This is a genomic window from Flavobacterium jejuense (assembly GCF_006491595.2).
GTDB classification, from domain to species: Bacteria; Bacteroidota; Bacteroidia; order Flavobacteriales; family Flavobacteriaceae; genus Flavobacterium; species Flavobacterium jejuense.
Map to the genome: position 1 here is coordinate 96,225 of NZ_VEVQ02000004.1, position 13,674 is coordinate 109,898.

Consider the following 13,674-nt stretch of genomic DNA (forward strand, 5'->3'; position numbering starts at 1 on the left):
AGAAAAGTAAAGTTACAAAAAAGAAAAAAGGTTAACTGAATAATTTCAACTAACCTTTGACACTATATTTCTATTTTCTTAATTTACTTGTTTTATCAAATAAATATAAACGGGTAAGTGATCACTAAAACCAGGAACTCCATTTGAATTTCTTTTTGGATAGCCTTTCCATCTACCCTCGTTTTGAATCAAATAAGGCTTTTTAAATACGTTTGCTTTCCAATAAGTCCATGTAGAATAATCTCCTTTTACTAAAGGTTCAGATAACATGATTTGGTCAAAAATATTCCAAGAGTCTCTGTAACCTAAAGTACCTATACCTTGTTTATGCATTTTTTCCATAGGATTGTAAATACCCAGAGGTTTTAACTCATCTTTACTTCCAACTGCACCAACTCCTTTTTTAACACTTTTATTAGTAGGGTCATCATTTAAATCACCCATTGTAATAATTTTTGCTTTAGGATTAATTTTATAAAGAGAATCTATTATTTTTCTATTCAAAGCCCCTGCAGCTTCTCGGTTTGGACTACTTTTTTTCTCACCACCAGAACGAGAAGGCCAGTGATTTACAATAAAACTGATTTCTTCACCTTCTAAATAACCTGTTACTAATAATTGATCACGTGTGTAAATTCTTTTAGTAGAAGCATCTACCTCAACATTATCATCTGTTTCCTCTTCTTTTTCTTCTTTACTTTTCTTACCATTATTCTCAGCATCCTTATATATATATAAAGGAATGTTAGTATAGCTTACAGGTGTAAAGTATTTTTCTTGATATAATAAAGCTACATCTATTCCTCTTTTATCAGGAGAATCAAAATGAACAATCTTATATCCTTTATTAATTAGAGTTGGATGTTTTACCAAATCTTCAAGTACACGTCTGTTTTCAATTTCACAAGCCCCAATTACCACAGGAGAATTCGCAGGATTTTCATCTGTTCCTATTTCAATAATAACCCTACTTAAATTATCTAACTTCTTTCTGTAATTCTTATAAGTCCAACCTTTGTTTGGTAAATACTCTTCATCAAAAGTTATTGGATCATTTATAGTGTCAAAAAGATTTTCAAAATTATAAAAAGCTACTGTATGAATTTTAAATTTCTTATCTTGTGAAAACGATTTGTTTATTGCGAAAATCACAATAAAAGTGATTAAAAAATGTTTAATTTTCATGAAATGTATGTTATGTTAATATCAATTTTGGTACAAAATCGGTGCCAAAGGTAAATAATATTATTAAAAGTTATACATTTGCAGGCTGTTAAGTTTAAACCACTTAAAGTTTAAATTATTATTAATTTTTATTCTTTCTATGAAAAAACTTGTATTAAGTACATTATTAGTGCTACAAGCCGTTTTTGTTTTTGCACAACAAACCTCATCCTTAAAAGGTAAGGTAGTTGATTCTAAATCACAAAAGCCTCTACAAAATGTTGTTGCAACCATTCAAAGTACCAATCAATCTGTAGTAACAGATTCAGAAGGTAATTTTACAATTAAATCGCTTCCAAACGGTGAGCCTGTTCTTTTAATCAGCTCAACTGGCTACAGAACACAAACATTTGTTTTAGAGGTTACTTCTGGACAAAATTTAGATTTAGGTACTATTGTATTAGAAGAAGATATAACTTCAGAACTACAATTAAGCTTAGTAACAATTACCGAAAATGATTTAGGCGATGACAATACTGGATCAGAAAGTACTTCTGGTCTTTTACAAGCTTCAAGAGATACATATCAACAAGCTGCTGCCTACAACTGGGGTCAAGCACGTTTTAGAATTAGAGGTTTAGATAACCAATATGGAACTACCATGATTAATGGTATTACTATGAATAAGATTTATGATGGAAGACCACAATGGAGTAATTGGGGTGGTTTAAATGATGCTACTCGTAATCAAGAATTTACGATGGGATCTACCCCTTCAGAATACACTTTTGGAGGAATATTAGGAACACAAGAAATAGACACAAGAGCTTCTCATTACAGACCTGGAAATAGAATTACAATGTCAGGAACAAATACCAACTATAGTTGGAGAGCTATGGGAACTCATGCATCAGGATTAAATGATAAAGGATGGGCTTTTGTAGTCTCAGGTTCAAGAAGATGGGCTCAAGAAGGTTATTTTGACGGAACCGATTACAGTGCAAATTCATTATTTGCAAGTGTTGAAAAGAAATTTAACGACAAACACAGTATTAACTTCACTTCTATTTATGCAGAAAATAGTAGAGGAAAGTCATCACCAAATACTCAAGAAGTTACTGACTTAATGGGAGTAAAATATAATTCATATTGGGGATGGCAAGATGGTCAAAAAAGGAATTCAAGAGATAAAGATATTGCTGAGCCAATTAATATGTTATCTCACTATTGGAAAATAAATGAGAATACAACTCTTAATACTAATGTTGCTTATCAAACAGGTAGCATAGGTAATACTAGACTAGATTATCAAAACGGTAACAATCCTGACCCAACTTATTACAAAAAATTACCTAGTTATTTTAACAACTTAGGCACTTATTCTGATTCAGAAATTACTGGTTTTGAAAACGATTTCATCAATAATTCTCAAATTAATTGGAATGCTATGTATACTGCAAATCTTAATTCTGGTTTTCCAGGAAGAAGTATTTTTGTTTTATACGAAGACAGAACAGATGATTCTCAATGGAGTGCAAATTCAATCTTAAACACTAGGTTGTCTGATAATGTGTCTATGAATTCTGGAATTAATTTTAAAAAGTTAAAATCTCATAATTTCCAAAATCTATTAGACTTAATGGGAGGAACTTATTTCGCTGATATTGATCCTTTTTATTCTGGTGATAATAGTCAATCAGACTTAAATAACCCAAATAGATATGTAGGTGAAAATGATACTTATGGTTATAACTATAATTTATTTGCAACAGTTTTTGATGGTTTTACCCAATTTAAATTCAATTATAACAAATTTGATTTTTATTTAGCGCAATCTTTTTCAAGAACTGAATATCAAAGAGAAGGTCTATATAAAAATGGAATATATGCAAATAATTCGATTGGAAAAAGTCAAAAAACAACTTATGAAAACTTTGGTTTTAAAGGTGGTTTGACCTACAAAATTAATGGTCGCCATTTATTAGATTTTAATGGTTTATATATGACAAAAGCACCAATAATGAGAAATGTGTTTTCAAATGCACGTTTAAACAACAATATCACTCCAAACTTAACAGATGAGAGTATTGTTGCTGCAGATGCTAGTTACATTATACGATCTCCAAAATTAAAAGGACGTTTAACTGGTTTTTATAATAAAATTTCTAATAGTTCTGAAATTTCTTTCTATTATGCAGAAAGTATTGGAGATGCAACAAGCGGAGATACAGATTCATTTGTAAGTGAAATTGTTACAGGATTAGACAAACAATCTATGGGAGCTGAACTTGGTCTTGAATATCAGATTACTTCTACTATTAAGGCAACTGCTTCTGCTTCTTATGGGCAATATATTTATTCAGATAATGCTAAATTAATCACGAATGATGATGGTAGAGCAGCTGAAGGATTAAATCCTCTACGTGATTTTGGAACTGTCTATTTAAAAGATTATCATCAACCTGGTTTACCTCAACAAGCTTATTCTTTTGGTTTAGAGTATCGTGATCCTCACTACTGGTGGATTGGAGCAAATATTAATCATTTATCTGGTAGCTATGTTGATGTTTCAAGTATTTTAAGAACAGATAACTTTACAATTGATCCTACTTCAAATGATAATTATACTGGTGCAACTCCTGAAAATGTTAGAACTATTTTAAAACAAGAAAAATTTGATGACTTTATGTTATTAAACTTAATTGGAGGAAAATCTTGGAGAATTAGTTCAAAAAACAGAAATACATTTGGATTCTTTGTATCTATTAATAATTTATTAGATATTGAATACAAAACAGGTGGTTTTGAACAATCTAGAAAAGCAACATATCCAGATCTAGTTGCCGATCAAGCTAATGGAACTCCATCATTTGGAACAAAATATTTCTATGGATATGGAAGAACCTATTTTGTTAATTTCTATATTAACTTCTAAAAATTGCATTATGAAAAAAGTTTTAAAAACAGTATTTTTAATTATTGTAACACTAGGTTTAACAACTAGCTGTGTTAATGATGACGATTTTGTGATTCCAACAGTTTACGATTATTTATTTAATCAATCTTTTTCAGATATACCAGTTGGTTCTGGTTCAAATGAAGTAGCAATCGCACTAGATGGGTGGGTAAATGTAAATTTACAAAATACCGGAAAATTATGGCATGGAAGAAGCTTTAATAGTAATAATCATGCTGAATTTAGTTCTTATTATTCTAATACTGGAACTAATGACAAAGCTTGGTTAATTACTCCTAAACTAAATTTAACAAATAGTTCTGGGGAGATATTATCTTTCACTACTAAGTATAGATATTCTAACGGTGATGTTTTAAAAGTTTATATTTCAACAGATTTTGATGGTAGTGAAGCTAACATATCTACTGCAAACTGGATAGAGTTAGAAATTACTTTACCTACTACTGATGATGAAGTTACAAATAGTGGTGCAATTGACCTTAGTTCATATGAAAGTGATAATGTTCGTATAGCTTTTGTTTACACTGGAAGTAAAGCAGGTATTACAACTACTTGCCAATTAGACAATATTAAAATTTCAAAAAATTAATAAGCTATGAAATATATTAAAGTAATTTTAGTAACAGCCATCTTTACAACACTTTCAAGTTGTGTAACAGGTGACGACTACAACTCTCCTGATTTAACTGGAGAATGTGTAACAATGACTGATGATATTGCGATTGAAGATATTACTACAACAGCAAACTCAAATCCGCAATTATGGAATAGTACTAATGGTTCTATTTTAGAAGCATTTGTGACCTCTTCAGATGAGGGAGGTAATTTCTATAAATCTATCTCAATGGTTGCCTATGATGATAACCAAAATGAATTTGGCTTTAGTATTCCTGTAGATCAATATAACTTATTTAATGAGTTTGAACCAGGAAGAAAAATTTATATAAAGATGGATAATTTATACTATGAAATTTATAATGGATTAGTAGTTGGTAGTTCATATAATGGAAGCGTTGGAAGAATTGCTATTGAAGAATACAACAAAGTATTATTACACGGTTGTGAGAAAATTAATGAAGAAAATTTAGTTCACCATATTTCAATTACAGATGCGTTAAATGATTCCTATTTAAATAAGCTAATTGAATTTGAAAACGTACAGTTTGCAAATTCAGCTGTTGGTAAAACATATTATGACTCAAATAATACAGCTGGTACAGGAACTAATCATAATATAATAGATGCCGATGGAAATTCAATTATAGTAAGAACAAGTGAATATGCTAATTTTGCTGGAGAAAAAGTACCTGAAGGAAATGGAAAGATTAGAGGAGTTTTAACAAAATTTGGTTCAACTTACCAATTCTTGATAAGAACCTTATATGATGTAAAATTAAATAACCCAAGAGCAGATTATACTTTTTTAAATTCTGTTAACGAACCATTTGAAAGTTATGGAAATAATGCTTCAAGTTTTACAAAGTATTTCAATTTGGCAACTGCTGGTACTTATTTATGGCAAGTAAAAACTTTTAGTAATAACAAATACATTCAAATGTCAGCTTACAACTCAGGTGGTTCAAATAGAGCTTTATTTATTGTACCTGTTAATTTTGATAATATAAGTAACCTTTCTTTCAAAACTAAAGATGGCTATAACAATGGTAGTGCGTTAAAAGTGTACTATTCCTTAAATTTTGACCCACAAAACCCAAGTAACGGAACATTAACAGACATAACTTCCAATTTTTCTATAGCAACAGGTTCAACTTCTGGCTATGCTGCTAATTTTACAAATAGTGGGACTTATAACTTTACTGGAACATCTGGTTATGGATACGTGATTTTTGAATATGTAGGAAGTGCAACTGGTGTAACTACTACTATGCAAATTGACGACATTGTTTTAAATTAAAAATAAAATTTATTAAAATTTAAAAGCGGTTCATTTAATAAATTGAATCGCTTTTTTTATTGAAATAAAATAATAAAAACCTATTTAATAAGTAAAATGATAAGAATTTGTATCCTAGTAGTATTTTTAATTTTGAGTTCTTGTAACTTAAATAACAAAAAGAAATACCAAGAAGCAGAAAAAATAATTGAGCGCTATTATAAAACCTATAATTTTTATAGCGATATATCTGAGTTTGATGTTTTGTTAACAGATGATTTCAAAAGTAGATACAAGCAGGATTTTATTAAAAACACTCAAATGTTTAAAGATAGTTTTGGGCCCGTTATTAATTATAAAAATGAAAGAATGACTCTTCTCTCTGAGGGTTTAAGTACACAAAATATTAGAGTAGTCTATGATGTAGAATATAAGAAGTTTTATAATAAAGAAGTTTTTGATTTAACAAAAGACTCTGTAGACAATCGATTTAAAATTAATGCTTATAAATTAGACACATATAAACTTAAGGATTAAGACCTTTATTATTGAACTCTTTATGCTAAATAATCTTTACCTTTGTATGGTTAAAGAAAGGCTATGTTAGAAAAAATAGAACATCAATTTGAAAAAACCGCTATTGTAGGTATTGTTACACAAAATCAAGATGAAGATAAATTAAGGGAATATCTAGACGAGTTAGAGTTCTTAACTTATACCGCTGGAGGAGAAGTTGTAAAACGATTTTCTCAAAAAATGGATAAACCTAATCCAAAAACTTTTGTTGGAACTGGAAAATTAGAAGAAATCAAATACTACATTAAAGATAATGATATCACAACTCTTATCTTCGATGACGAATTAACCCCTTCACAATTAAAAAATATTACAAAAGAACTAGATTGTAAGGTTTTAGACCGAACTAACCTTATCCTAGATATTTTTGCGCAAAGAGCACAAACGTCTTATGCGAGAACGCAAGTTGAATTAGCACAATGCCAATATTTATTACCTCGTCTTACAGGAATGTGGACACACTTAGAACGTCAACGAGGTGGAATTGGAATGCGTGGGCCAGGAGAAACAGAAATTGAAACGGATAGACGAATTGTACGTGATAGAATTTCACTATTGAAAGAAAAAATCAAGACAATCGACAAACAGATGGGTGTTCAGAGAGGGAATCGCGGTGCAATGGTTAGAGTAGCTTTAGTAGGTTATACCAATGTAGGAAAATCTACTTTAATGAATGCTATTGGAAAAAGTGATGTTTTTGTTGAAAACAAACTTTTTGCTACGCTAGACACAACTGTTCGAAAAACGGTTATAAGGAATTTACCCTTCCTTTTAAGCGATACAGTTGGTTTTATTAGAAAACTACCTACTCAACTTGTAGAATCTTTTAAAAGCACCTTAGACGAGGTTAGGGAAGCTGATTTGTTATTACATGTTGTCGATATTTCTCATCCTGATTTCGAAGATCATATTGCATCTGTAAATGAAATATTAAAAGATATTAAAAGTAATGATAAAGCTACAATAATGGTTTTCAATAAAATTGATGCTTTTAAATCAGTATATTTCGACGAGAATGATCTAAGTATTGAAAAAACAACCAAACATTTTACGTTGGAAGATTGGAAACAAACATGGATGAATAAAATAGGTGAAGACAATACTTTGTTTATTTCAGCAACTGATAAATTGAATTTTGAAGAGTTTAGAGAAAAAGTGTATGAAGCAGTGAGAGAAATTCATATCACTCGTTTTCCTTACAATAAATTTCTTTATCCTGAATATAAAGAAGCGATTGAAAACGAATCTGAATCATAAGATAACAATCAAAAAGCTGGATATAGTAATCCAGCTTTTTGATTGTTTTGCTTTTTATTAATCTAATTTAAAACTTCTAGAAGATAATAACTTTCCTTTTGAACTGAAGATATTTAAAAAATAAACTCCTTTATCTAAGTTTAAACCTTGAGTAGAAAATTCTTCTTCTATTTCTGTAACTTGTTCCTCATACTCTACATTAGATTTAAAACTATAAACTAGTTCTTTATCATCAATAAAAAAACTTTTTGTCTTTCCTACATTTTTATTGTTAGTATCAAAAATCTGAACATAAAAAACATTCATTCTTTTATCATTACTCTTATCAACATATAGAGTGTACCTTAGACCCAAACTATTTACTTTAGAAGCACTTGTCGTTTCCTTTTTAATTCCTGACTCTTTTTTATGATAGGTTTGAACACTTGAGTTTAACAAACGAATGTTCTCTTCAAGTTCCCTAACAATTTCCTTAATTGGTGACTCTATATCTTCTTTCCTAGCTAAACTTTTATCTGAAGTTGCCTCTGATGAGTAATTGACACTTTCATCTGAAACCAATTTTTCTTTATTTGAAGCCCGTTTTTCAGCAGACAACTTATCATAATCCTTTCTCGCTTTTGCCAATTCATTTTTTAAAGACATTAGCTTAGACACATCTTTTTCTAAAGATTCTATTTTAGAGATTAGCTCTTCAACTTGTTGGTATTTTACTTCAAGTTCAGACTTAAGCGAATCGTTTTCTGTTTCTAAAGTTTGAAATTTTTCTAATTGCTCCTTAAGTTCTTGCATTAACAATTCTTTTTCACTAATTAGCTTTTCTATTTCAATATAAGATTTTTCTAAATCAGATTCTAGCTCAGAAGAATTAAAAATATTTAAATTTTTACCAAAACTTGTATTGGTAAGCAAGAAACTAGATGCTAGAACTATTAATGTTACACAAGATAACACCAATGACCATAAAGCCATTTTATACTTTTTTCTTACCATGGTGGTTAATAGTTTAAGGTGGTAATTAAAATCCGTAATTAAATCCTAAACCAAATACTTCTCTAATTTGAAATGCTCCAATTGCATTATCGTCATAAATAGCTTGGAAAGCTATATTTGTAGAGATGTATTTGTTAATTTTCATAACCAAATTCATTTGATAATCGATGTCCACATTTTGTGGATTTTCCAAATAATTTGAATATAAATTCAATATATTTTCCATAGAGACATTCTCCATGATATTAAATTTATAATACCCATTCAAAGCTGCTCCAAATTCAAAGCGTGATGATTTTCCTTGTTCTACACCAAAAGCAGATCCAAACTCAGTGAAATGCTTATGAACATAAATCAAACGTGAAGTAGCTGGTGCTATATTAACTTTTAAATTATCATTCTTTTTCCATAACATACCAGGACCAGCTTGTAAATAGGCTGGAGAAAAGAAGTGAGAGTTTTTTATAAAAATTATTTCACTGGTTACAGGATCAGCAGCTTTTACAAATCCAGCATCCATTTGTGTTTTGAAATTTAAAAATCCTGAATAAAACCAATATCCCTTTGCCTTTTTACCTATAAGAGATGTGAATTCTAAACGATCATCTGATTTAGTAGTTTCTTGTCCTTTTAATTTATTGATACCATAAGCAGCAATAAATTTATTATCCCAAATTAACTCAGGTGTCTTATAATTAAAATCATAATTTAAACCTGCATTTCCTGCAATGTTTGAAGTACCTCCACCTAACCATTCATTATTAAAAGCCGATTGATTAAAAAGTAAGACAAAATTTCCTCCTCTTTTCCAACCCATGTTAATCGTGTCTTTTGATTTCTTTTCAGCAGCAGATGTAGTGTTAATCAATTCTCCTTCAGTTTTCTGCGAAAAAACACTTAAAGATATAAAGGAAACAATTAAAAATAACTTTTTCATTTTTGTTTATTTTAAAATTTGAGGTACAAATTTAACTTAATCCTACAATTAAGGTATAAAAACTTACAAACAATGAATGGTATTTCGGTTTAAATGGCACTTTTATAAGACAAAATACACTATTTAGACTTAAATAAAGGTACAGCTGAACAAGCTTCACCAAACATAATGCTCTTTGCAAAAGGCATAATTTTTTGAATGGCCAAGGTATAAATCTCTTGAGGAACAGGCTTTTTGGCACAGCCTTTTAAAATTAAAGGTTTATCCATGTAGATGTTGTAATCTAATCCATCTAGTGTAGTCTTGTAAGATATTAAAAGATAATCTTCAATACTTCCATGTACAATATTCTTTGCAAATGGTTGTAAATAGGTTGTTACCAATGCAAAAGTCCAAGCGGGCAATATCGCATCTGAACTACAAAATAGAGTTATTCCTTTTCCTGCATATTGTGACCAATTATAATTATTTAAAGCTTCACGAAAGTCTTTTTCTTTCAAAATAAAGCCTTCAAATAACCATTGTGAAATATCTAAAACTATTATCTCTTCTCTTGGAAAGTAATCTTCTAAGTCAAAAACTTCTAATTTACTATTAGCAACTTTATTAATAATCTCTTTTTCCATTTTTCTTCTTTTTATTGATATCCTTCTGCCTGCAATTGAAATAATTCAGCATATAATTTATCATTATGCATTAATTCTTCATGTGTTCCTGCTTCTAAAATTTTGCCTTCTTCTAAAACAATAATTCTATCTGCTTGACGAACAGTACTAAAACGGTGAGAAATAATGACACTTGTTTTATTTTTAATCAAATGAATAAAACGCTCAAAAACTTCACTTTCTGCTTTCGCATCTAAGGCAGATGTTGGTTCGTCTAAAATCATTACCTCAGCATTCTTCATATAGGCTCTTGCTAACGCAATTTTTTGCCATTGACCACCAGACAATTCTTGTCCTTTTACAAAACGCTTTCCTAATTGTTGTTCGTAACCATAATCTAATTCTGAAACGACTTCTTCTGCTAAACTTAATTGGGCTGCTTTTTCAATGCGTTCCAAATTATCTATTTCATCTATTTTACCAATGGCAATATTCTCCTTAACTGTAAATTCGTAACGAAAAAAATCTTGGAACAAAACTCCAAAATAAGCTTGATACTCGCTTTTATTATATCGGTTGATATTAATACCATCTAATAAAATTTCTCCCTGTGTGGGTTCGTAAAAACGCAAGAGTAACTTCGTTAAAGTAGTTTTTCCTGCTCCATTTTGACCTACAAAAGCTATTTTTTCTCCTGCTTTAATGCTAAAATTTACATCTTTTAATATTTGATGTTCCGATTCTGGATAAGCAAAATAAACATTTTTAAATTCAAATCCTTGTTTAATTTCCTTAGGTAAAGGCACGTCTTCTTTGGTCTTGGGTTCAGAAGAAATATCAATGAAATCAAAATAATCTTTTAAATACAAAGCACTTTCAGATATTCTAGTAAATCGTGAAAAGAAATCTTGTAAACTTTTCATCAATCTATTAAAACTTCCAGATAAGAATGTTAATTCTCCTAAAGTGATGACTCCAGACAACACACGATAAATGATAAAAACATAAGCTGCATAATAACTTATGGAACCTAATAAGTTGAATAAAAAGCCGTAACTAGAACGTTTTATGACTAGTGTTTTGTTCAGATTAAAGTATTTGTTTGCCAAATTTTGAAAACGAGCTACTACAAAATTGGTTAACCCAAAAAGTTTAATCTCTTTGGCTGTTTTATCATTGGCACCAATGAAGCGTAAATAATCTAACTCTCTGCGTTCTGATGTCCAACTTCTAGCTAATGAATATTGTTGTTGACTAAATCGAATTTCGTTTAAGAAAGAAGGAATGATACTTAAAACTAGTAAAATAATTAAATAAGGCTCGAAATAAATCAAACCTGCAATTAACGTGATAATGGAAATCGAATTTTGGGCTTGACCCAAAACGTTTGACATTAAATCCACTCTTCCCATAGTTTGGGTTCTCGCTCGCTCTAACTTATCGTAAAACTCAGAATTTTCGAGTTGGCTAATGTCTATTTCATTGGTTTTTTGAATAATTTGAACCGATGTTTGAATATTATATTGGTCACCCAAAATACCATCAGTCAAAGAAATGGCTCTACTTACTAAGTCTGATAAAACCACCAAGATAAATTCAATAACAACATATTTCCATAAAACAGCATAATCTGTATCTGAAGTTGTTGTAATTCGAATGATTTCATCAATGATGATTTTTCCAATCCAAAGAATAATTACTGGAAGTAAAGCCGCAATTAAACGGCAAAAACTAGAAACAAGAAATAATTTTTTATTGGTTTTCCAAATTTCTTTAAAAAAACGAGGTATAAAAAAAAGCGAACTAAAAGAGGCTTTTAATCCGATTTTTTTCTTGTCATTTAAGGATTTGGGTTGAAATCGTGTCATTTTTTAGTGTTCAGTAATCAGTGTTCAGTATTGATAGCTAACTGCCTACTTTGTACTGAACACTGAACACTTTTTTAAAGCATTCCTAATTCTAATTTAGCTTCTTCACTCATTAAGTCTTTACTCCATGGTGGATCAAAAGTAATTTCAACCTCAGCAGATTTTACTACATCAATTGATTTTATTTTTTCTTCCACTTCCATTGGTAACGTTTCTGCAACCGGACAATTTGGAGAGGTTAAAGTCATTAAAACTTTTACATCATTATCTTCATTAATCATTACGTCATAGATTAATCCTAATTCGTAAATGTCAACTGGAATTTCAGGGTCATAAATTGTTTTTAAAACTTTTACAACAGTTTCTCCTAGGTTTATTTCGTCTTTATATTCTTCCATTTTTTTGTATTCAGTTATTAGTATTCAGTAAATTGATATGATATCTACTTAAATGACTTATGTGTTTAGTTATTTTTTGCATTAAAACCCAAAGCATACATTTTGATTTGTTTGATCATAGACACCAATCCGTTTGCTCTTGTAGGTGATAAATGTTCTTTTAATCCTATTTCGTCAATAAAATCAGTATTGGCTTCCAAAATAGCTTTGGCAGATTGATTTGAAAAAGCGCGAATTAAAATTGCAATGATTCCTTTTGTTAAAATCGCATCGCTATCAGCGGTAAATACAATATTTCCATCATTTTCTTCTGCATGTACCCAAACTTTCGATTGACATCCTTTAATGATGTTATCTTCTGTTTTGTATTTTTCGTCTATTAAAGGTAATGTTTTTCCAAGTTCAATCATATATTCATAACGTTGCATCCAATCGTCGAACATTGAAAACTCATCTACTATATCCTCTTGTATGGCTTGTATGTTCATTCTTTATTTAATTTTATCAGCTATTTTTAAAATAGTTTCTACCAAATTTTTAATTTCAGCAGGAGGAAAACCCCCATCAAAATCAGAAGTTCTAAAAGTTTCCTCCCCTTTCTTCACTATTAAGTTAGTAATTGGTGCTCCATCATAAAATCTTTTTTCTGTTGGAGCTTTTAAATTAGGGAATTCTTTTGGATTTACCCCTTTATAAGCTTCTTCTAACAATTTAATATCGCTAGAAGCAATTGCTACTATTTTTGATTCTTCTCCTCTTGCATTTTGAACGGCTATCTTACCATTTTCAATAGAAATTCTTCTAAAATAACCTCTAGACATGGATTCATAAACTAATACAGGTAGTGTTTGGTTTATTGTCATGTCTTCTTTATTTGCAGAGGATACAGTTTCTGTTTTATCATTTGATGTTATCATGGCTGTATCAGTTGCTTTTTTTTGACAATTACAACTACTAATAGTTATAATTAAAGTCGATAGAATGGTAATTGCTTTCATGTTGTTT

At 29.9% G+C, this 13,674-nt stretch carries 13 protein-coding genes; 5 read left to right on the top strand and 8 right to left on the bottom strand.

Features of this window, described 5'->3' with window-relative positions:
- Positions 1-78: 78 nt before the first annotated feature.
- Positions 79-1,185 (bottom strand): endonuclease/exonuclease/phosphatase family protein, encoded by a 1,107-nt coding sequence (locus FIA58_RS07370; protein ID WP_140961707.1) that lies wholly within the window; start codon positions 1,183-1,185, stop codon positions 79-81.
- Between the two features lie 139 nt (positions 1,186-1,324).
- Between FIA58_RS07370 and FIA58_RS07375 the strand changes: the two genes are divergently transcribed.
- The 5 genes from FIA58_RS07375 (at position 1,325) to hflX (ending at position 7,868) form a co-directional block, all read left to right on the top strand.
- Entirely contained in the window at positions 1,325-4,099 is a 2,775-nt protein-coding gene (locus FIA58_RS07375) for a TonB-dependent receptor (RefSeq protein WP_140961709.1), read from the top strand.
- A 10-nt stretch (positions 4,100-4,109) separates the two neighbouring features.
- Positions 4,110-4,730 carry a choice-of-anchor J domain-containing protein gene (locus tag FIA58_RS07380; RefSeq protein WP_165928876.1) on the top strand — a complete coding sequence of 207 codons (621 nt, stop codon included), beginning with the start codon at positions 4,110-4,112 and terminating at the stop codon, positions 4,728-4,730.
- A gap of 6 nt (positions 4,731-4,736) precedes the next feature.
- Entirely contained in the window at positions 4,737-6,056 is a 1,320-nt protein-coding gene (locus FIA58_RS07385) for a DUF5689 domain-containing protein (protein WP_140961713.1), read from the top strand.
- 96 nt (positions 6,057-6,152) lie between these two features.
- On the top strand, positions 6,153-6,572 hold the full coding sequence (locus FIA58_RS07390) for a hypothetical protein (RefSeq protein WP_140961715.1): 420 nt from the start codon (positions 6,153-6,155) through the stop codon (positions 6,570-6,572).
- 63 nt (positions 6,573-6,635) lie between these two features.
- On the top strand, positions 6,636-7,868 hold the full coding sequence (hflX, locus tag FIA58_RS07395) for a GTPase HflX (RefSeq protein ID WP_140961717.1): 1,233 nt from the start codon (positions 6,636-6,638) through the stop codon (positions 7,866-7,868).
- Between the two features lie 57 nt (positions 7,869-7,925).
- Here the strand turns inward: hflX and FIA58_RS07400 are convergent, their stop codons facing one another.
- From FIA58_RS07400 to FIA58_RS07430, 7 genes are all read right to left on the bottom strand, one after another.
- A complete protein-coding gene (locus FIA58_RS07400) occupies positions 7,926-8,861 on the bottom strand; it encodes a hypothetical protein (RefSeq protein ID WP_140961719.1) in 936 nt (311 codons plus the stop codon).
- Between the two features lie 25 nt (positions 8,862-8,886).
- On the bottom strand, positions 8,887-9,798 hold the full coding sequence (locus FIA58_RS07405) for a DUF3078 domain-containing protein (RefSeq protein ID WP_140961721.1): 912 nt from the start codon (positions 9,796-9,798) through the stop codon (positions 8,887-8,889).
- Positions 9,799-9,917: 119 nt separating this feature from the next.
- Positions 9,918-10,424, bottom strand: coding sequence for a DUF2480 family protein (locus FIA58_RS07410; protein WP_140961723.1), 507 nt, complete (start codon positions 10,422-10,424; stop codon positions 9,918-9,920).
- 11 nt (positions 10,425-10,435) lie between these two features.
- Positions 10,436-12,271 carry an ABC transporter ATP-binding protein gene (locus tag FIA58_RS07415; RefSeq protein WP_140961725.1) on the bottom strand — a complete coding sequence of 612 codons (1,836 nt, stop codon included), beginning with the start codon at positions 12,269-12,271 and terminating at the stop codon, positions 10,436-10,438.
- Between the two features lie 74 nt (positions 12,272-12,345).
- A complete protein-coding gene (locus FIA58_RS07420; RefSeq protein ID WP_140961727.1) occupies positions 12,346-12,669 on the bottom strand; it encodes an SUF system Fe-S cluster assembly protein in 324 nt (107 codons plus the stop codon).
- 65 nt (positions 12,670-12,734) lie between these two features.
- Positions 12,735-13,157: a SufE family protein gene (locus FIA58_RS07425; protein ID WP_140961730.1), complete on the bottom strand. Its 423-nt coding sequence runs from the start codon at positions 13,155-13,157 to the stop codon at positions 12,735-12,737.
- Between the two features lie 3 nt (positions 13,158-13,160).
- Complete coding sequence (locus FIA58_RS07430; protein WP_140961732.1) at positions 13,161-13,667, bottom strand: hypothetical protein; 507 nt, start codon at positions 13,665-13,667, stop codon at positions 13,161-13,163.
- Positions 13,668-13,674 lie beyond the last annotated feature (7 nt).